Genomic DNA, 19,649 nt, shown 5'->3' with positions numbered 1-19,649 from the left:
TCCGCCAATAATAGAGGCACGGCCGGTGCCCCCGAACCCGGCAAGCCCGCGAAATGCGGCCCCCGACGAGGAACTGAACCCATGAGATTAGCCATGACCCTGATGGTGCGCGACGAAGCGGACATCATCGAAGCGATGATCGAACATCACCTGCAACAGGGTGTCGACATCATCATCGCGACCGACAACGGCTCGGTCGACGGCACCACCGAGATCCTCGAGCGCTACGCCGCCGCCGGAACGGTCGACCTGCGACACCACCCCGTGCACGACAAGCGACAGGCCGAGATGGTCACGCAGATGGCGCGCGACGCCAAGACGCTGCACGACGCGGACTGGGTGCTGAACGCCGACGCCGACGAGTTCTGGGTGCCGAACAACCGCTCGCTCACGCTGAAAGAGGCGTTCGAGAACATCCCCACCGATCTGCACTCATTCACCGTGCCCGTCATCGACATGATCGGCGCGCCGGCTGCCGAGGGGTCCGGGCTCGACCGCCTGATCTATCGCGACAGCCGCCCCGTCGAGGAGCTCAACCGCGTGGGCCTGCTCGCGCATTCGACGCACGATGCAGCGCACATCGGCGACCCCGAGGTGAACGTGGCCCAGGGCAACCACTACGTGTCGCTCGCCAGCCACGGCGAACCCGACCCCGCCTACATGATCGAGGTGCTGCACCTGCCGTGGCGCTCGTGGAAGCAATACGAGCACAAGGTGCGCAACGCCGGCTCGGCCTATGAGGTGTCCGGGCTCACGCCGAGCCCCAACCACCACGGCATGCGCGACTACCGGCGGCTGCTCGGCGGCACGTTGCTCTCCTACTATCTGGTGCGGCATCCAAGTGCCGAAGAGTTCGAGGCGGGGCTCGCCGACGGGCGCTTCATGCTCGACCGCACGGTTTCAGACGAGCACCTGACCGGACAGCCCGACGTGTTCTTCTCCGACGACGTCACGGCACTCGGCCAGGCCACCGGTCGCGCGCTCATCGCCGAGGCCGCACGCATCGCCGAACTCGAGGATGAGCTCGCCCGCGCCGCCTCCGACGCCGACGCCCTGCGGGCCGAGGCCGCCGAGATCGAGGCCGAGCTGAGCGCCAGACTCGAACGCGAGAAGAAGGCCGCTGACGAACACATCCGCTCTCTCGAGGCGCAGGTGCAGGCGTTCCACGACCGCAAGATCGTGAAGGCCGCGGACTGGGCCGGGGCCCGCGCACGCGAGGCGCAGCGCGAGGCCAAGAAGCTTCCGGGCACCCTCAAGAATCTGCGCCGCCGCTAGCGGGACCGGCCGGGCGAACTCGGGGGCCGCTCAGCAACAGGTGGGGTACGCTACCTGAGTCGTAGTGTGCGACGGGCTTTCCCCTGCCCGAAGCGGAACGGAACAAACAGGTATGACAGCTCAGGAACGATTCCAGACGCTCGCCGAACAACCCCTCATCCCCGTCGGTTCGTCCGGCGGCAAGGTGGGCTCGAGCTGGTCGGCGCTGAAAGGTGTTCTGGCGCACCGGCAGATGCTCGGTCTGCTCGTGCGGCGCGACATCAAGTCGCGCTACAAGGACTCCAGCCTCGGCTTCGTGTGGACCCTCGTGCGTCCCCTCACCCAGCTCGCGATCTTCTACTTCGTCATGGGCAAGATCCTCGGCGCCGAGCGCGGCATCCCCGAGTTCGCCATCTACGTCTACACGGGTCTGACGGCCTACGGCCTGTTCAGCGAGATCGTGGGCGGCGGAACGTCGTCCATCATCATGAACGCCGGCTTGATCAAGAAGATCTACCTGCCCCGAGAGGTGTTCCCTCTCGCGAGCGTGGGCTCTGCCGGGTTCAACTTCCTCATCCAGCTCGTCATCCTGCTCGCGGCAACGTTCGCGCTCGGATCGCCGCCCTTCTCGGCCGAGGCCATCTACTTCATCCCCGCGCTGCTCTTGCTACTCGTCTGGGGCACGGCCTTCGCCATCCTGCTCTCGGCCGTGAACGTCTATCTGCGCGACGTGCAGTACCTCGTCGAGGTCGTTCTGATGCTCGGCATGTGGGCCTCCCCCATCGTCTACTCGTGGGAGATGGTCAAGAACATCACGGCCAGCCACCCGTGGATCCTCGAGGTCTACACCAACAACCCGATCACCCTGGCCGTTCTGGGCTTCCAGCGCGTCTTCTGGACGGCCGGCCACGACAACCCGATGTCGGCCCCGCCCGAGCTCATGCTGCGCATGCTGATCGCGATCGGCGTCGGCCTGATCGTCCTCTTCTTCTCGCAGCGGGTCTTCGCCCGTCTGCAGGGCAACTTCGCACAGGAACTGTAGGTCGACTCCCCTATGACTACCGCAACGGACACCGAAAAAGGTCTGATCCCCGGCCGCCCGACGATCGTCGAGATCGAGGGTGTCGCCAAGCGCTTCACGATTCGCAAGGACAACTCGCTCAAGGAGCGCATCGTCACGTTCGGCCGCGCCGGGCGCCGCCACAAAGAGGACTTCTGGGCCCTCGACGGCATCGACCTGAAGGTCCAGGCCGGCACGACCGTCGGCCTCATCGGCCACAACGGTTCGGGCAAGAGCACGCTGCTGAAGGTCATCGGCGGCATTCTCGACCCCACCCGCGGAACGGTGGCCCGCCGCGGTCGCGTCGCCGCGCTGCTCGAGCTGGGCGCCGGGTTCCACCCCGACCTCACGGGGCGCGAGAACGTGTTCCTCAACGCATCCATCCTGGGCCTCAGCCGCGAAGAGACCGAGGCGAAGTTCGACGACATCCTCACCTTCTCGGGCATCGGCGACTTCATCGACACGCAGGTCAAGTTCTACTCGTCCGGCATGTACGTGCGCCTCGCCTTCTCGGTGGCCGTGCACACCGACCCCGACCTGCTGCTGGTCGACGAGGTGCTCGCGGTCGGCGACGAGGCCTTCCAGCGCAAATGCCTCGACAAGATCCGGTCGTTCCAGGCCGAGGGTCGCACCATCATCCTCGTCACCCACTCGCTCGGCCAGGTCGTCGAGCTGTGCGACCGCGCCGTGCTGCTCAACAAGGGCAAGATCGTGCTCGACGGCAACCCGCGCGAGGCCGTCGCCGACTTCCGCGACATCCTCGAAGGCCGCCGCCTCGACGAGAAGAAGGAACAGCCCGTCGCCGTGCAGCGTCGCGACGACGGCCGCGTCTTGGCCGTGCGCGCTTTCCCCGCCGGCGGAACCGTCGGCGAGCCCATCGCCCCAGGTGGAGACCTCAAAATCCAGGTCGATTTCGAGCACAAGGACGGCCTCGACGAGTGGGTCGCCGCCGTGCAGATCGACAACGAGATGGGCCAGGTGGTCTATGGCACGACCTCGAAGCGCCTCGGCACTCCGCTCCCACGCCTGATCGGGCAGAAGACCGTCGAGCTCACGCTGCACGACGTCAACCTGGGCACGGGCAAGTACTTCATCAACGCGTCGCTCATGGACATGGCCGGACGACACCTGCACGACTTCCCGCAGGCCACGTCGTTCGATGCGCCCGACTACGAGCTGGCCGTCGGCATTCTGCACGCCCGCCCCGAGATGGCGGAGATCTCCTGATCCGATGAGCTCCCCTCGAGTCGCCGTCGTCACGGTGACGTACAACTCCGGCGACCAGATCGGCCCGTTCCTCGAATCCGTGGAGCGCGCGTCGACCGGGCCCGTCGACGTCGTCGTCGTCGACAACGCCTCGCCCCAGCACGATGACACCCGCGCCACCGTCGACGAGCGCGGGGCATCGTTCCTGCTGCTCGACGACAACCGGGGTTACGGCGGCGGCATCAACGCCGGCGCGCGCACGGTCTCGCCGGATGTCGAATTCCTGCTCATCTCTAACCCGGATGTCGTGCTCGAACCCGGCAGCATCGACGCGCTCGTCGACATCCTTGATCGTCACCCCGAGGCCGGGGCAGCCGGGCCGCGCATCCTCACCGAGGAGGGCGAGATCTACCCCTCCGCGCGCGAACTGCCCTCGCTGTCGTCGGGCGCCGGCCATGCCCTCTTCTCGCGCATCTGGCCATCGAACCCGTGGACGCAGCGCTACCACAACGAGCGCATCGACACGGGGCTCGAGGCATCCGTCGGCTGGCTGTCGGGCGCGTGCGTGCTCATCCGGCGCGCGGCGTTCGAGCGCGTCGGCGGCTTCGACGAGAGCTTCTTCATGTACTTCGAGGATGTCGACCTCGGCCGCCGACTGCGCGAGGCGGGTTTCGAGAACCGCTACGTGCCCGCCGCGACCGTCGTGCACCGCGGCGCGCGCAGCACCTCGCAGAACCCGGTCCGCATGCTGACGGCCCACCACTCGAGCGCCTATCTCTACCTGTCCCGCCGCTACCCGCGCTGGTATCAGGCGCCGCTGCGTGGACTGCTGCGCCTTGGGCTCTGGGTACGCCTGCGGTGGAACACGCGTTCGTCGCGTTCGTCAGGCACGTCCCACTCGTCCGGAGCCGCGTGATGGCGTTGCGCAACGCCGTCGGCCGCACCGCCCAACGCCTCGGGCTCGGCCCCGTCGCGCGCGCCGGCCTGCGGGCCGCCCGCGGAGCCCGCGAGGGCTACACGGAATCGCGGCGCTGGAACGCCTACCGCCGACACCTCGAACGTCCCCTCGACTTCGAACGCCTGCGCGGCACCCCCTCGAACGACGCCCTCCCGGTGGTCATGTGCCTGTGGAAGCGACCGCAGCGCATCGCCGACATCGTGAAGCAGCTCGGCGAGCAACACGGCGGCCGCCGAATCCGCCTCATCCTGTGGAACAACCTCGCCGCCAACGGTGACCACTACCGCCGCGCGGTGCAGGCGCTCGATCTCGGCGCGATCGACAGCATCGAACTCTTCAACGCCCCCGTCAACGTGGGCGGCGTCGGGCGTTTCCTCGCCATGCGCCGCGTCGTCGACACGGGTTACGAGGGCCCGTTCGTCATGCTCGACGACGACGAAGACATCACCCCCGCTTTTCTCGACGACCTGCTCGCGGCCTATGCCCCGCGCTCCATCGCGGGCTGGTGGGCGTTCAGCTATGTCGAGACCTACTATCAGCGCGCGGCCCTCTCGCAGGGCGACGCCGCCACCTATGTGGGAACGGGCGGCGCGGTCTGCGACAGCACCCTGGTGCGCTCGGATGTCTTCTTCCGCGCGCTCCCCCGCCGCTACCTGTTCCTCGAGGACATGTGGATGTCGACGTTCGCCGCCTGGAACGGCTGGCGCCTCATCAAGGTGGAGACGCCCATCGAGTTCGTCCTGCGTGACGTCGACCAGCACCACGCCATCTTCGACCTCAAGACCGTCTTCTCCGAGCATCTGCTGCACACCACCCCGCTCACCGACCCCGTGCTCCAGGCCCGCCCCGGTGCCGCCGACGAGCCGGCCGATAGGATGACCCCGTGACCCGAAAGCCGCTCGACGCCGCCACCCTGCTGTCCTCGCCCGAACACGATCGCCTGGTCGCCGCCGACCGCGCACTCGGCATCGAGGCGACGCTCGCCGAAACGCGGCGCGCGCTGGCCCGCAGCGAAGCCCAGAACGCCGCGCTCAAGGCATCCAAGTCGTGGAAGGTCGGGAACGCCATCATGTCGACCGCCCTGCGCGCGAAAGTCGTCCCCCGCAAAGCCCGCAGCCTCGTGCGGATCATCGTCTCGAAGGTGCGTTGAGCATGGCCCCCAAATTCTCTGTCGTCACGCCCGTCTACAACCCGCCGCTCGACGTGCTCGGCGAGATGATCGACTCGGTCGTCGCGCAGAGCTTCGGCAACTGGGAGCTCGTGCTCGCCGACGACGCGTCGCCCGATGCATCCATCGTGCCCTACCTGCGCCAGCGCGAGGCCGAGGACAGCCGCATCCGTGTGGTGCAGCTGCCCGAGAACAAGGGCATCGTGGGCGCCTCGAACGTGGGCCTCGCGGCCGCCACGGGCGACTTCGTGGCGCTCGTCGACAATGACGACCTGCTGCACCCCGACGCCCTGCAGAAGGTGTCCGAGGCGATCGACCTGCAGCCCGACGCCGACTACATCTACACCGACGAAGACAAGGTCGGCGAAGACGGCACCCACTACGACACGTTCCTGAAGCCCGAGTGGTCGCCCGAGCGCCTGCGCGGCCACATGTACACAGGCCACCTGTCGGTGCTGCGCCGCTCCATCGTCGACGAGGTCGGCGCCTTCCGCGACGGTTACGACGGCTCACAAGACCACGACCTCGCGCTGCGCGTCACCGAGAAGGCCCGGCGCATCGTGCACATCCCCGAGGTGCTGTACCACTGGCGCGCCATCCCGGGTTCGGCGGCCACCGACATCGACGCGAAGCCGTATGCCTGGGATTCCGGCGTCAAGGCCGTCGACGACCACGTCAAGCGCGTGGGCATCCTGGGTCATGCCGAGCGCGGTCCGGCGCCCAGTCACTACCGCGTGGTGCGCGACCCCGATCTGACCACGAGCGTGAGCGTCATCATCCCCACGCGCGGTTCGGCCGGCCCCATCAACGGTGTCGAGCGCGTGTTCGTCGTTGACGCCGTGCGTTCGGTGCTGGCCACGAGCGCCCACACCGACGTTGAGGTCGTCATCGTCTACGACCCCGAGACCCCGGATGCCGTGCTCGACGAGTTGGCCGAGATCACCGGTGACCGGCTCACCCTCGTGCGCTACGACGAGCCCTTCAACTTCAGCCGCAAGTGCAACGCCGGGTTCCTCGCCTCCCGTGGCGATGTCGTCATCTTCCTGAACGACGACGTCGAGGCCATCAGCGAGGGTGTCATCGAGAACCTCATCGCCCCGCTGCGCGAGAGCGATGTCGGCATGACGGGCGCGCGCCTGCTGTTCGAGGATCGCACGCTGCAGCACGGCGGACACCGCTACGGCAACGGGCAGTTCACGCACGCCTACCTCGGCACGCCCGAGATCTATCCCGGCGAGTTCAGCGCGCTGTTCGTCAACCGCGAGGCGTCGGGCCTGACGGGCGCGTGCATCGCCATGCGCCGCGAGACCGTCGAGCAGGTGGGCGGCTTCTCCGAAGAATTCGCCATCAACTACAACGACGTCGACCTGAGCAAGAAGGTGCACGACCTGCTGGGCCTGCGCCTCCTGTGGCTGCGCGACGTCGTCCTCTTCCACTACGAGTCTCGCACGCGCGTGAACACCATCACGGATGCCGAATACGCCCTCGTGCACGACCGCTGGGGCGTGCCCGAGCGCGACCCCTACCTGCCGTAGGCCACCCCGGCCGCACGGCCGCCGGCACCGGGCCTCAGAACGACGAAGAGCGCGCCCCATCGGGGACGCGCTCTTCGTATCGAGCCCGATGCTTCGGCTGGACGCCTAGGCGCTCAGGAGGCCCTGCAGGTAGGTGCCGTAGCCGCTCTTGACGAGGGGCGCGGCGAGCTTGGCGAGCTGCTCGTCGTCGATCCAGCCGGCGCGCCAGGCGATCTCCTCGATGCAGCCGACCTTGAAGCCCTGGCGGTCTTCGATCACACGCACGTATTCGGAGGCCTGCATCATGGACTCGAATGTGCCCGTGTCGAGCCACGCGGTGCCGCGGTCGAGCACCTTGACGCTGAGGTTGCCCGCGTCGAGGTAGCGCTCGTTGACCGTGGAGATCTCGAGCTCGCCGCGCGCGGAGGGCTCGATTGTCTTCGCGATCTCGACGACATTGTTGTCGTAGAAATAGAGGCCGGGAACCGCGTAGTTGCTCTTCGGCTCGGTGGGCTTCTCTTCGATCGACACGGCCGTGAAGTTCTCGTCGAACTCGACGACGCCGTAGGCCTTCGGGTTGGCCACGTGGTAGGCGAAGATGGTGGCGCCCTCGATGTCGCTGTGCGTGCGCAGCGACGAGCCGAGGCCCGTTCCGTGGAAGATGTTGTCGCCAAGCACGAGCGCGACGCTCTCGTCGCCGATGAACTCTTCGCCGATGATGAACGCCTGGGCGAGGCCGTCGGGCGAGGGCTGCACGGCGTATTCGATGCGCATGCCGAGCTCCGAGCCATCCCCCAACAACGCCTTGAACTGCTCGTTGTATTCGGGCGTCGTGATGATCAACACCTCGCGGATGTCGGCCATCATGAGCGTCGACAGGGGGTAGTAGATCATGGGCTTGTCATAGATGGGCATGAGCTGCTTCGAGATGCCCTTGGTGATCGGCCACAGTCGCGTGCCGGAGCCGCCGGCGAGGATGATTCCGCGCATGGTTAGTGTCCCTGTCCCTTGTTCAGCGTTTCGTAGTAGGCGCGAGCGGCCTCCCAGGTGGGCAGGAGCCCCTGCGCGGCGGCCTCGGAGAGCCCGGGGGCGTCGGTGTCCTTCGGCGACAGCAGCGGCTCGCCGGCCTCTTCGGGGAAGACGAGCCCGATCTCGGGGTCGAGCGGGTTGATGCCGTGCTCGCGCTCGGCGTTGAACGTGGAGGTGACCAGGTAGCTCACGGTGGCGTCGTCGGTGAGGGCGACGAAGGCGTGACCGAGGCCCTCGGCCAGGTAGATGGCGCGGCGGTCGGTGTCGTCGAGCAGGACCGTGTCCCACTCGCCGAAGGTGGGCGACCCCACGCGGATGTCGATGACGTAGTCGAGCACGGCACCGTGGGTGGCCGTGACGTATTTGGCCTGGCTCGGCGGCACATCGGCGAAGTGGATGCCGCGCACGACGCCCCGCTTCGACACGGACGTGTTGCCCTGGGCGAGGTTCAGCGAGTGCCCGATGGTCTCTTCGAGCTTGTCGAAGCGGTACCACTCGAGGAACACGCCTCGGTCGTCGCCGAACTGCTTCGGGGTGATCTCGTAACTGTCGGGGACTCGGAGTTCGCGTATCTGCACGCTCGAAATCCTAGCAAGACCGGGCTGATCAGCGCAGAGATGAGCGGCTTGTCACGATATGCGCACGCCGAACCCGCGACGCACGCCGAATGGTCAGCCAATATGCAGCCGGTCATCGGATACGATGATGAGTCTGTCATCGTGCATGTGCACGGCGACGCTGTCCGGAAGAGACCGACGAAGGTCACCGATTGAGGTCGCTTTCACGCGACGATCCCCTCCGAGGTCTGATGAGAAGAATACGCCAGCTGGCCGAACGCGCCTGGCACGGCATCGTGCTGTACGCCCTGAAATTCGGGGTCGTCGGCCTCATCGGCTTCGCTATCGACACGGGCCTGTTCAACCTCCTGCGCCTCGGCGTGTTCGGTGAGGGATGGTGGAGCACCGCGCTCGGCGCCAAGGTGCTGTCCACGAGCGTCGCCATCGTGTTCAACTGGATCGGCAACCGGTACTGGACCTTCCGCGAGCACCGTCGCAAGAACTTCGTCCTCGAGCTGCTCGAATACGTCGTCGTAGCCGTGGGCGGCCTGCTCATCAGCCTGCTCTGCCTGTGGGTGTCTCACCACCTGCTCGGTTTCGACAACATCATCGCCGACAACATCTCGGCCAACGTGATCGGGCTCGTGCTCGGCACCATCTTCCGCTTCCTGCTCTACCGCTACTGGGTCTACGGCATGCACCGCAGCGACGGCCTGTCGGCCCGGGCCCGCGTCGAAGAGGGTCAGCGTTCGCTGTTCGAGGAGCCCGGACATCCGATCGACGGCGCCGGCAACCCCGCGCCCGCCAGCGACAAGGGAGCTGCCCGACCGTGACACCCAGCGATTCCGGAGCATCCGCGCTCGTCATCATCCCCACGTTCAACGAGCGGGAGAACCTGCCGAAGATCGTGGGCCGCGTGCGCGAGGTTCTGCCCGACGGGCACGTGCTCGTCGTCGACGACGGCAGCCCCGACGGCACGGGCCAGGTGGCCGACGACATGGCCGCGGCCGACCCGCACATCCACGTCAAGCACCGCACGGGCAAGCTGGGCCTCGGCTCCGCTTATCTGCAGGGCTTCGCCTGGGGCCTCGGCGAAGGCTACGACTACCTCATCGAGATGGATGCCGACGGATCGCACCCGCCCGAGACGCTGCCCGAGATGGTGGCACGCGCCAAAGCTCGACCCATCGCTCAGGGCGGTTCGGCCCTTGTCATCGGCTCGCGCTGGGTGCCCGGCGGAAGCGTCGTCAACTGGCCAAAGCGCCGGGAGATCCTCAGCCGCGCGGCCAACGTCTATGCGCGTCTGGCGCTCGGCGTGGGCGTCAAAGATGCCACGGCCGGCTACCGCGTCTACAACGCCGAGGTGCTGCGCGCGCTGAACCTCGAGAACGTGAACTCGCACGGCTACTGCTTCCAGATCGACATGACGCTGCGCGTCGACACCGCCGGCTACCGCATCGAAGAGGTCCCGATCGTCTTCCGCGAGCGCGAGATCGGCGAATCGAAGATGAGCGGCAACATCATCTTCGAGGCCATGGGCAAGGTCACGCTGTGGGGTTTCCAGCGTCGGATGCGGCAGCTCACCGGCCTGTTCAGCCGACGCTAGGGTGGCCCCTCGCTAGACTGGGGTCGCACATTCGGCGGCCATTTCGTCGCCGACTCAGCTGGCGAAGGACACCATGACGCGTTACCTCATCACCGGAGCATCCGGCATGCTCGGCACCGACCTGATCGACGTTCTGCAGGGCCGTGAGGTGACCGCCCTCGGGCGCGCCGACCTCGACGTGACCGATCTCGACGCGGTGCGCCAGGCCGTCGCGGGCCACGATGTCGTGATCAACGCGGCCGCCTACACCAAGGTCGACGACGCGGAGACGAACGAGGATGCCGCCTACGCGGTGAACGCGCTCGGTGCTCAGAACCTGGCGATCGCGGCGCGCGAAGCCGGGGCCAAGCTCATCCAGGTGTCCACCGACTATGTCTTCGACGGCTCGGCGACGACGCCCTACGCCGAGAACACCCCGCACGCACCCATCTCGGCCTACGGCCGCACCAAGGCCGCGGGCGAGAAGCTCGCGCTCGACGAGCACCCCGACGGCACCTACATCGTGCGCACGGCGTGGCTGTACGGCCAGCACGGCCCCAACTTCGCCGCCACCATGATCCGTCTCTCGGCGAGCCACCCGACCGTGAGCGTCGTGACCGACCAGCTGGGCCAGCCCACCTGGACGAAAGACCTCGCGCGCCAGATCGTGGCCCTCGCCGACGCCGACGCCCCCGCGGGCGTCTATCACGGCACCAACGCGGGCCAGGGCTCGTGGTTCGACTTCACGCGCGCCATCTTCACCGAGGTGGGTCTCGATCCCGAGCGCGTGGGCAAGACGGACAGCGCCAGCTTCGTGCGCCCGGCTCCCCGCCCGGCCTACTCGGTGCTCGGCCACGACGGCTGGGCCGCCGCCGGGCTGTCGCCCCTGCGCGACTGGCGCGAAGCCCTGCACGAGGCCGTCGAGACCGGCGCCGTCGCGCGCCCGGCCGACACCGCTGCCCCCGCCGCGAGCCAGGCCTAGGCCCCGGCCGGATCAGGAGCACTCATGCCCACGACCCTGACCATGGTGGTCGACCAGATGGTCGCGCCCGTTCCCGGCGGCATCGGCCGCTACACCGAAGAGTTGACGAAGGCGCTGATCCTCACGGCCCCGCGCAACTGCCAGGTCGAGGGCATCGTGTCGAGCCTGCCGCCCGAGAAGATCGCCGACGTCGAGACGCGCCTGCCCGGCCTGGCCGAGCTGCACAAGACCACGCTGGCGCGTCGCGAGTTGTCGGCCGCGTGGCAGCTGGGCCTTGTGGCGGGTTACGGCGACGGCATGGTGCACTCGCCCACGCTGCTCGCTCCCCTGGTGCGACACAACCGGGCCTACGACCGCAAGCAGACGGTCGTCACGATTCACGACACCCTGGCGTGGACGCATCCGAAGTCGCTGACGCCCACGTCGGTGTCGTTCACGAAGTCGATGGCCAAGCGCGCCAAGAAGCACGCCGACGCCATCGTGGTGCCGACGCACGCCGTGGCCGAGCAGCTAGCTGAGATCATCGACTTCGGCGACCGCGTGCGCGTCATCCCGGGTGCCGTCGGTTCGGGCCTGCAGCTCACGAGCGATGCCGAGTGGCGCGCGGGCAACCTCGAACTTCCCGATGAATACATCCTCACGTTTGGCACCCTCGACCCGCGTCGCGGCCTCTTGTCGCTCATCAGCGGCCTCGGTGCGACGGATGCTCCCGACCTGCCCGTGCTCGTCATCGGGCCCGACAGTTGGGGCGACCTCACGTTGGCGTCCGTTGCCGACGAGGCCGGCCTGCCCGAGGGCCGCGTGCGTTCGCTGGGCTTCCTGTCCGACGCCGACCTGGCCGTCGTGCTCGACCGCGCCACCGTGTTCGTCTACCCGAGCATTCGCGAAGGCTTCGGGTTGCCGCTCGTCGAGGCGCTGTCGTTCGGCACGCCCGTCGTGCACTCCGACGACCCCGCCCTCGTCGAGGTAGCGGGCGGCGCCGGGCTCGTCGTCGAACGCGGCGGCAAGAAGGGCTACCCCGAGCGTCTGGCCGAGGCCATCGCGCAGGTGCTCGACGACAGCGACCTGCGCTCGCGCCTCAGTGTGGCCGGCTCCGACCGTGCTCGCGCCTTCAGCTGGCGCGACTCGGCCGAGCGCGTCTGGCAGCTGCACGCCGACCTCTAGGCACCGCTGCGCGCACGCGCAGAGGCACAAACGTTGAAGGGCCCTCACATCCTGCGTGAGGGCCCTTCAGCGTTGTCGGTGATCGCTAGCCGCCGGACGGCGCGGGCGATGCCGGGTGGAGCGCGGCATCCACCATGCTGCGGATTTTGTCGAAGTCGGGCTCTTCGGGCTGGATGCCTGAGGCCGGCGTGAGCTCGATGTTGGTGATGGGCAGCTCTTTGGTCTTGAGCGCCAACTCGACGAAGTAGCCGAGCATGTCCTGCGGGATGTCGGTCTTGACGACCTGCGATCCGGCCTGCGCGATCACCTGAAACTTGCTCAGAACGTTGGCGGGCGTGAACTGCTTGAGAATCGCCGCCTGCAATTGCCGCTGCCGTTCCATGCGCTCGTAGTCGCTCGAACCGTGCCGCGACCGCGCGTACCAGAGCGCGTAGTAGCCGTTCATGTGGTGCTCGCCCACCTCGATCCACTCGGCCACACCGACGAGGTTCTCATCGCCGCCGACCGGCACACGCTTCGGCACCGTGATGTCCACGCCGCCGAGCGCGTCGATGAGATCGCTGAAGCCCTGCATGTCGATGAGCACGTAGTACTGGATCTCGAGGTCGAGCGTGCCCTCGATGGCCTCTTTCGTGGCCTCGATGCCCGGCCGCGAGCCGTTCTTGATGGCATCGGGGTAGAGATCCGGATGCCGCACCTCGGCCTCGGTGTAGACGGAGTTCAGCATGCACGCGCTCACATCGCAGCGGCCGTTGTAACCGTACCCGTTGGGGTAGAGCTTCTTCATGGGCGACCCGTCGGAGAAGGGCATGTTGTGCAGGTCGCGGGGCAGGCCGATCATGGTCGCGGCGCCCGTCTCGGCATCCACCGACACGACCGACATGCTGTCGGGGCGCAGGCCCTCGCGGTCGGGGCCGGCGTCACCGCCCAGCAACAGGATGTTGTAGTGGCCGTCGACGGGCGGCACGGATGCCGCGCCCCCGCCGAAGATCGACTGCAGCGTTCCGCGCGTGATGCCCGCGTAGTAAGCGCCAGCGCCGGCCCCACCCACCGAGACCACGAGCAGCGCCACCGTCGCGAGCGCTATCCAGGCGCGCGACGACGGCCGCGCGCGGATGAGCTTCACGAGCGAGAGCGTATTGATCGTGAGCACGATCCAGAGGAACGCGTAAGCCACGAGCACGATCTGGGCCAGCAGCAGCGCATAGGAGTTCGTCGCGAGGTTGTAGATCGTCTGCGGCGTGGCGAGATAGAGCAGCAGGGCCGCCAGGACGAGCACCCACATGGTGATTGTGGCGATGAGGCCGATGCGCCCGAGGCGGCGGTTGCCCGCGAGCACCTGGGCCGAGCCCGGGATGAGGAAGTTCATGGCGACGAGCCACCAGGCACGCCGCGTCATCACCGTGCGCGACTGGGTGTTGGGATGCCGGATCGGCAGCGCGGTGTACGTGCTCATAGGGTCTTTTTGAGGGCGTCGTTCTTCTCGGCGACCGTGTCGGCGAGCCCCACCTGGTACGCGGCCATGGCGTCGGCGAGCGCGTCATCCGAGGTGCCGAGAATCTGGACGGCCAGCAGCCCCGCGTTCTTGGCGCCGCCGATCGACACCGTGGCGACGGGCACGCCGCCCGGCATCTGCACGATCGAGAGCAGCGAGTCGAGGCCGTCGAGGCGCGCGAGGGGCACGGGCACACCGATGACGGGCAACACCGTGACGGCCGCGAGCATGCCGGGCAGGTGCGCGGCTCCCCCGGCTCCGGCGATGATGACGCGGATGCCGCGGCCCCGGGCCTCGCGCCCGTAGTCGATCATCTTCTCGGGCGTGCGGTGGGCCGAGACGACCTCGACCTCGTAGGGCACACCGAACTCCTCGAGCACGTCGCGCGCGTCGCGCATGACGGACCAGTCGGAGTCACTGCCCATGACGACGCCGACGACGGGAGAAGCTGAGGAGAGCTGAGACATAGCCCCCATCGTAAGGTTCAGTCCTGGAAGAAGGCGGCTGCGGCACGCGCCTGGTAGGCAACCTCGTCGAGATCCGGCCCCGAAACGTTGAGGTGGCCGACCTTGCGACCCGGGCGCGGCTCCTTGCCGTAGTTGTGCACCTTGACCGTGGGGTGGGCCTCGAGCGCGGCCGCATAGCGGTCGGTGAGCGTGCCCTCGCTGGGGCCGCCCAGGATGTTGGCCATGACCGTGTAGTCGTCGTGGCATCCGGTGGCGCCGAGCGGCAGGTCGAGCACGGCGCGCAGGTGCTGCTCGAACTGGCTCGTGGTGCAGCCATCCTGCGTCCAGTGGCCCGAGTTGTGCGGGCGCATGGCGAGCTCGTTGACGAGGATGCGGTCGTCGGTGGTCTCGAAGAGCTCGACGGCGAGCACACCGGTCACGCCGAGGGTCTCGGCGATCGTCAGGGCGATCTGCTCGGCCATCTCGGCGACGCGGCCGGCCGAACGCGGGGCGGGCGCGAACACTTCGCTGCACACGCCATCCTTCTGCACGGTTTCGACGACGGGCCAGGCCACGATCTGTCCGCTCGGGCGGCGGGCCACGAGCTGCGCGAGCTCGCGGCGGAAGTCGACGAGTTCTTCGACCAGCAGAGCGCCGCCGCGGCCGTCCTCGTCGAGGGCGGCGAACCAGTCGGCGGCGTCGTCGGCCGAGCGCACGACGCGCACACCCTTGCCGTCGTAGCCGCCGCGCGGGGTCTTGAGCACGGCAGCGCCACCGTTGTCGGCGAGGAACGCGGCCAGCTCGTCGGCGTTGGTCACGGCCGCCCACTCGGGAACCGGCACGCCGATCTCGGACAGCTTCTCGCGCATGGCGATCTTGTCTTGGGCGAAGTGCAGGGCATCGGGGCCCGGGTGAACGGGGATGCCGCGCGCCTGCAGTTCGCGCAGGATGGGCGCCGGCACGTGCTCGTGGTCGAACGTGATGACGTCGACGGTCTCGGCGAACGCCAGAACCGTGTCGAGGTCGCGGTAGTCGCCGACAGCCGTCGCCGCGAGGGCTGCCGACATGCCGTCCTGCTCCGCCAGGATGCGGATGTCGAGGCCGAGGTTCACCGCCGGGGGGATCATCATCCGTGCCAGCTGTCCGCCGCCGATCACACCGACTGTCACCATCATCGCTCCTCACGTCGCACGGCCTGGGTCGGCCGTTCCACCAATAACCATCCTGCCGCATTTGCGGGGTGCGTGCCGCGCCGGGCGTGGGGGTCAGGCGCCGGACGCGTGGCGGTCACGTAGCGGCCACAGAGCGGTCAGGCGCCGCACGCATGGCGGTCAGATTGCGGCCACAGACCGGTCAGGCGCCGCTCGCGCGGCAGCCGGGTTGCCGTCAGGCGCCGGGCAGCGGCGGGCGCGGCGGCACGATCGAACCGGCCGACGAACGGAGCGAGGCTCCGGCGGTCTGGCTGCGCTCGACGAGCTCGTTGAGCGCCTCGGAAACCAGGTCGGCGCGCGGCACGTCGGCGAGCACGAGTGGTTTGTCGATACCGGAGGTCAGCACGAGCGTGCCCGAACGGAACATCGACTGCAGCGGCCCACGACGGAGCGCCGTGGAATAGCCGCGGCCATGGAAGATCTCGGTGCGTTCGCGCACGAAGAAACCACGGCGCGAGATGACGCGCCGCGTGGTGATGATGTAACGGCGGTTGAGCCACAGCGCGTAGGGCAGCAGGACGGCGAAGAGCACCCAGGCGGCAAGAACACCCGCGATGGTCCACAGCTGCCAGGTCTCCGTGAAGAGGCCGAAAGCGTAGGCGGCGGCACCCGATCCGGCGATCAGCGCGAGCGCCGGCCAGAGCAGCACCCGTCCGTGCGGGCGCAAGCGGGCGACGACACGTTCGGTGGGGACCACCGGTCGCGAAAGCACATCGAACGCGGACGTCTCCGTGTTCATCTGCTGCTGGGCCATGTCTCCTTTGTACCGCACACCGCATTCCCCACCGGGTGCACGCGCCGGTCAGCCGAGGGTTTCGCCCGAACCGGTCAGCCGCAGGTGGGTGATGCCCCCCGCCGCGACGGCGACCTCGGGGGCCTGGCCCGGGGCGGCGTCGCGGCGCCGCACGAGCAGGCGGCCGTCGGGGGCGAGACCCGTCGCGCGCCCCTCGAGCGTGTCTCCCCCCGGCAGGTCGGCGCGGATGTCGCGGCCCACCGTTCCGAGCAGGGCGGCGACGCGCGCGTGCACGCCGGCCGCTACCGCGTCACCGTCCGCCTGTTGCAGGGCGTGCAGCATCTCGTCGAGTTCGGTGAGGAACCGTGCGAGCACGGCGTCGACGTCGATGTCGCGCACCCCGGCGAGCGCGAGCGATGTCGCCGTGGGCACGGGAAGTTGCTCGGCGGTCATCGAGAGGTTGAGGCCCACGCCTACGACGACCGCGGGGGCGTTCGGCAGCGCGAGCAGCTCCGAGAGCACTCCGGCAACCTTGCGGCCCTCGATGAGCACGTCGTTCGGCCATTTGAGATGCACGCGGCGCTCGGCGGACTTGGCAGCGGACTCGCTCTCGGCACCAGCATTGGCATGGGCGTTGCCATTGGCATCGGCGTTGGCGTCGGCATCCGCATCGGCAGCGGCATTGGCGCTGGCGTTGGCGTCAGAATCGCGGGCGATCTCGGATGCTCCGGCCAGCGCCTCCCGCACGGCCAGCGTCATAGCGGCCCCCGCGGCCAACGGGATCCAGCCGTAGACGTCGGGCGAGAAGGCGGGTTGCGGGCGCAACAGCACCGAAACCGCGAGGGACGTCCCGGCCTCGGCCGTCCACACGCGTCCGAGGCGTCCCCGCCCCGCGCGCTGGTCGTCGGTGACCACGACCGAGAGATGCGGCCACTCCGACGGGGCCGTGCGGACGCGCTCCGTGAGCTCGTCATTCGTCGACAGGGCGTGCGGCAGCGCGACGAGTCGGCCGGCGGCAGCCGACGAGCGAGGAAGCAGGGCTGAGGTAGGAGGCATGCGCCCAAGAGTACGGAAGCTTCTGCGAGATAGCGTCCCGCAGCATCGGGATCGCTGCGACATCCGGCATCGCTGCGACATCCGCACCACTCGTGGTCCGCCACTCGTCCTCCGCGTCGCTCGACATCCGCACCGGTCGACATCCCGCGCCGCCGAGGCATCGGGTCCGCCGGGGCGCTCAGACCCGCTCGACGCGCACGAGGAAACGCGATACCGACAAGGCTCGTGCGCGCACCTTGTGGGGTTCCTCCAACGGTTGGGGCCCCTCCGTGCACGGTAGAGTGAAGCCCGTGACGGAGAACCTTGACGTGAACGCCAAAGACGCTGCTCAACCGACCGAGGTCCAGGGCGCCCCTGACACCCCCGACATGATGACGACGGCCGGCAAGCTGGCCGACCTCTCCCGTCGATACCACGAGGCCGTGACCGCCTCGGGCGAAGCCGCCATCAAAAAGCAGCACGCCAAGGGCAAGATGACGGCGCGTGAGCGCATCGACCTGCTGCTCGACCCGGGCAGCTTCGTCGAGCTCGACGAGTTCGTGCGCCACCGCACGCACGCTTTCGGCATGGACAAGTCCCGGCCCTACGGTGACGCCGTCGTCACCGGAACGGGCACCATCCACGGCCGCCAGGTCGCCGTCTACTCGCAGGACTTCACGGTCTTCGGCGGATCGCTCGGCGAGGTGGCCGGCGAAAAGATCATCAAGGTCATGGACCTCGCACTGAAGACGGGCGTGCCCATCCTCGGCATCCTCGACTCGGGTGGAGCCCGCATTCAGGAGGGCGTCGTGGCCCTCGGCAAGTACGGCGAGATCTTCCGCCGCAACACGGCCGCCTCGGGTGTCATCCCGCAGATCTCGCTCATCATGGGCCCAGCGGCCGGCGGCGCCGTCTACTCCCCCGCCCTCACCGACTTCGTCATCATGGTCGACAAGACCAGCCAGATGTTCGTCACGGGCCCCGACGTCATCAAGACCGTCACGGGCGAGGACGTCGGCATGGAAGAACTGGGCGGCGCGCTCACCCACAACACGCGCTCGGGTGTGGCGCACTACCTGGCGAGCGACGAACAGGATGCCCTGGACTACGCGCGTTCGCTCGTGAGCTTCCTGCCCGACAACAACCTGGCCGAGCTGCCCGAATTCGACACCGTCGTCGAGCTCGAGACCACCGACGAGGACCGCCGCCTCAACACGCTCATCCCCGACTCCCCCAACCAGCCCTACGACGTGAAGACCGTCATCGAGCACGTCGTCGACCACGGCGACTTCCTCGAGGTGCAGCCGCTGTTCGCGCCCAACATCGTCATCGGGTTCGCCCGGGTCGAGGGCCGCACGGTGGGCGTCATCGCCAACCAGCCTCAGGCCATGGCGGGAACCCTCAACATCGAGGCGGGCGAGAAAGCCTCGCGCTTCGTGCGCTTCTGTGACGCGTTCTCGATCCCCATCCTCACGCTCGTCGACGTGCCCGGCTACCTGCCCGGCACCGACCAGGAGTGGACCGGTGTCATCCGCCGCGGCGCCAAGCTGCTCTACGCCTACGCCGAGGCCACCGTGCCGCTCGTCACCGTGATCCTGCGGAAGGCCTACGGCGGCGCGTACATCGTCATGGGTTCGAAGCAGCTGGGCGCCGACATCAACCTGGCGTGGCCGACCGCCGAGATCGCCGTCATGGGCGGCCAGGGCGCCGTCAACATCCTTTACCGCGGCGAGATCAAACGCGCCGAAGAGGCCGGCGAAGACGTGCAGGCCGTGCGCACCAAGCTCGCCAACGAGTACACCTACAACGTGGCCAGCCCGTTCCTCGCTGCCGAGCGCGGCGAACTTGACGGCGTCATCGAGCCGGCCGCCACGCGCGTATCGGTCATCAAGGCGCTGCGGGCCCTGCGCACCAAACGCGCGAGCCTGCCGGCCAAGAAGCACGGGAACATCCCGCTGTGAGTTCGACCCCGACCGACACGACGGCGGATGCCGCGGCCACGACGTCTGCGGCGTCGCCCGCGTTCCGCGTGGTCTCGGGCGCCCCGAGCGATGTCGAGCTCGCCGCCGTGACCGCCGTGCTGCTCGCCACGCTGCGCGCCCGCGAGGCCGCCGCTGCCGCCACACCGCGCCCGGTTCGCGTGACGGCGTGGCAGCGCAGCCAGCGCGGCTTGCGTCGACCCCATGTGCCCGGCCCGGGGCACTGGCGCGGCTTCACCGGCTGATTCGGCCGACTGAGCCCACGACATCGCC

The 19,649-nt window shown here is 68.3% G+C and carries 20 protein-coding genes; 13 read left to right on the top strand and 7 right to left on the bottom strand.

Translation table 11 applies throughout. The annotated features are described in order from the left end of the window. The first annotated feature begins 81 nt into the window (after positions 1 to 81). From ALI44B_RS14675 to ALI44B_RS14645, 7 genes are all read left to right on the top strand, one after another. Positions 82 to 1,275, top strand: a complete 1,194-nt coding sequence (locus ALI44B_RS14675; protein WP_238592224.1) for a glycosyltransferase family 2 protein — start codon at positions 82 to 84, stop codon at positions 1,273 to 1,275. Positions 1,276 to 1,387: 112 nt separating this feature from the next. Continuing rightward, a complete protein-coding gene (locus tag ALI44B_RS14670; RefSeq protein WP_077055291.1) occupies positions 1,388 to 2,296 on the top strand; it encodes an ABC transporter permease in 909 nt (302 codons plus the stop codon). A gap of 12 nt (positions 2,297 to 2,308) precedes the next feature. After that, positions 2,309 to 3,541, top strand: coding sequence for an ABC transporter ATP-binding protein (locus tag ALI44B_RS14665; protein ID WP_077055290.1), 1,233 nt, complete (start codon positions 2,309 to 2,311; stop codon positions 3,539 to 3,541). 4 nt (positions 3,542 to 3,545) lie between these two features. Continuing rightward, positions 3,546 to 4,436, top strand: coding sequence for a glycosyltransferase family 2 protein (locus tag ALI44B_RS14660; protein ID WP_077055289.1), 891 nt, complete (start codon positions 3,546 to 3,548; stop codon positions 4,434 to 4,436). Continuing rightward, the gene (locus ALI44B_RS14655; RefSeq protein ID WP_077055288.1) at positions 4,436 to 5,365 is read left to right on the top strand and encodes a hypothetical protein; all 930 of its coding nucleotides are present in this window, start codon (positions 4,436 to 4,438) and stop codon (positions 5,363 to 5,365) included. The genes ALI44B_RS14660 and ALI44B_RS14655 overlap by 1 nt, the downstream gene beginning before the upstream one ends. Continuing rightward, complete coding sequence (locus ALI44B_RS14650) at positions 5,362 to 5,628, top strand: hypothetical protein (RefSeq protein WP_077055287.1); 267 nt, start codon at positions 5,362 to 5,364, stop codon at positions 5,626 to 5,628. Before ALI44B_RS14655 ends, ALI44B_RS14650 begins: the two co-directional genes overlap by 4 nt. A gap of 2 nt (positions 5,629 to 5,630) precedes the next feature. Continuing rightward, complete coding sequence (locus ALI44B_RS14645) at positions 5,631 to 7,181, top strand: glycosyltransferase (RefSeq protein WP_077055286.1); 1,551 nt, start codon at positions 5,631 to 5,633, stop codon at positions 7,179 to 7,181. Positions 7,182 to 7,286: 105 nt separating this feature from the next. Here the strand turns inward: ALI44B_RS14645 and rfbA are convergent, their stop codons facing one another. Together rfbA and ALI44B_RS14635 are read right to left on the bottom strand one after the other, a co-directional pair. Next, on the bottom strand, positions 7,287 to 8,150 hold the full coding sequence (rfbA, locus tag ALI44B_RS14640; protein ID WP_077055285.1) for a glucose-1-phosphate thymidylyltransferase RfbA: 864 nt from the start codon (positions 8,148 to 8,150) through the stop codon (positions 7,287 to 7,289). A 2-nt stretch (positions 8,151 to 8,152) separates the two neighbouring features. Beyond that, the gene (locus ALI44B_RS14635; protein WP_077055284.1) at positions 8,153 to 8,767 is read right to left on the bottom strand and encodes a dTDP-4-dehydrorhamnose 3,5-epimerase family protein; all 615 of its coding nucleotides are present in this window, start codon (positions 8,765 to 8,767) and stop codon (positions 8,153 to 8,155) included. 230 nt (positions 8,768 to 8,997) lie between these two features. Between ALI44B_RS14635 and ALI44B_RS14630 the strand changes: the two genes are divergently transcribed. From ALI44B_RS14630 to ALI44B_RS14615, 4 genes are all read left to right on the top strand, one after another. Beyond that, positions 8,998 to 9,579, top strand: coding sequence for a GtrA family protein (locus ALI44B_RS14630; RefSeq protein WP_083710077.1), 582 nt, complete (start codon positions 8,998 to 9,000; stop codon positions 9,577 to 9,579). After that, positions 9,576 to 10,352, top strand: a complete 777-nt coding sequence (locus ALI44B_RS14625; RefSeq protein ID WP_077055283.1) for a polyprenol monophosphomannose synthase — start codon at positions 9,576 to 9,578, stop codon at positions 10,350 to 10,352. Before ALI44B_RS14630 ends, ALI44B_RS14625 begins: the two co-directional genes overlap by 4 nt. 73 nt (positions 10,353 to 10,425) lie before the next feature. Then, on the top strand, positions 10,426 to 11,313 hold the full coding sequence (gene rfbD / locus ALI44B_RS14620) for a dTDP-4-dehydrorhamnose reductase (RefSeq protein ID WP_077055282.1): 888 nt from the start codon (positions 10,426 to 10,428) through the stop codon (positions 11,311 to 11,313). 24 nt (positions 11,314 to 11,337) lie between these two features. Further along, entirely contained in the window at positions 11,338 to 12,477 is a 1,140-nt protein-coding gene (locus tag ALI44B_RS14615) for a glycosyltransferase family 4 protein (protein WP_077055281.1), read from the top strand. An 85-nt stretch (positions 12,478 to 12,562) separates the two neighbouring features. Here ALI44B_RS14615 and ALI44B_RS14610 read toward each other — a convergent pair whose 3' ends face one another. The 5 genes from ALI44B_RS14610 to ALI44B_RS16310 all read right to left on the bottom strand — a co-directional run bounded on the left by ALI44B_RS14610 (position 12,563) and on the right by ALI44B_RS16310 (position 17,418). Next, on the bottom strand, positions 12,563 to 13,933 hold the full coding sequence (locus tag ALI44B_RS14610; protein ID WP_077055280.1) for an LCP family protein: 1,371 nt from the start codon (positions 13,931 to 13,933) through the stop codon (positions 12,563 to 12,565). Next, positions 13,930 to 14,439: a 5-(carboxyamino)imidazole ribonucleotide mutase gene (gene purE, locus ALI44B_RS14605; protein ID WP_077055279.1), complete on the bottom strand. Its 510-nt coding sequence runs from the start codon at positions 14,437 to 14,439 to the stop codon at positions 13,930 to 13,932. Before purE ends, ALI44B_RS14610 begins: the two co-directional genes overlap by 4 nt. A gap of 17 nt (positions 14,440 to 14,456) precedes the next feature. Continuing rightward, positions 14,457 to 15,593, bottom strand: a complete 1,137-nt coding sequence (locus ALI44B_RS14600; RefSeq protein WP_077055278.1) for a 5-(carboxyamino)imidazole ribonucleotide synthase — start codon at positions 15,591 to 15,593, stop codon at positions 14,457 to 14,459. A gap of 211 nt (positions 15,594 to 15,804) precedes the next feature. Further along, on the bottom strand, positions 15,805 to 16,383 hold the full coding sequence (locus ALI44B_RS14595; protein WP_238592223.1) for a PH domain-containing protein: 579 nt from the start codon (positions 16,381 to 16,383) through the stop codon (positions 15,805 to 15,807). A 48-nt stretch (positions 16,384 to 16,431) separates the two neighbouring features. Further along, positions 16,432 to 17,418: a biotin--[acetyl-CoA-carboxylase] ligase gene (locus ALI44B_RS16310; protein ID WP_077055277.1), complete on the bottom strand. Its 987-nt coding sequence runs from the start codon at positions 17,416 to 17,418 to the stop codon at positions 16,432 to 16,434. A gap of 368 nt (positions 17,419 to 17,786) precedes the next feature. Between ALI44B_RS16310 and ALI44B_RS14585 the strand changes: the two genes are divergently transcribed. After that, positions 17,787 to 19,358 carry an acyl-CoA carboxylase subunit beta gene (locus tag ALI44B_RS14585; protein WP_077055657.1) on the top strand — a complete coding sequence of 524 codons (1,572 nt, stop codon included), beginning with the start codon at positions 17,787 to 17,789 and terminating at the stop codon, positions 19,356 to 19,358. After that, positions 19,355 to 19,621: an acyl-CoA carboxylase subunit epsilon gene (locus ALI44B_RS14580; RefSeq protein WP_083710074.1), complete on the top strand. Its 267-nt coding sequence runs from the start codon at positions 19,355 to 19,357 to the stop codon at positions 19,619 to 19,621. The genes ALI44B_RS14585 and ALI44B_RS14580 overlap by 4 nt, the downstream gene beginning before the upstream one ends. Positions 19,622 to 19,649 lie beyond the last annotated feature (28 nt).

The sequence above is a fragment of the Leifsonia sp. ALI-44-B genome (assembly GCF_001984125.1).
GTDB lineage: Bacteria > Actinomycetota > Actinomycetes > Actinomycetales > Microbacteriaceae > Okibacterium.
This window is presented reverse-complemented; position numbering and strand designations above follow the sequence as displayed.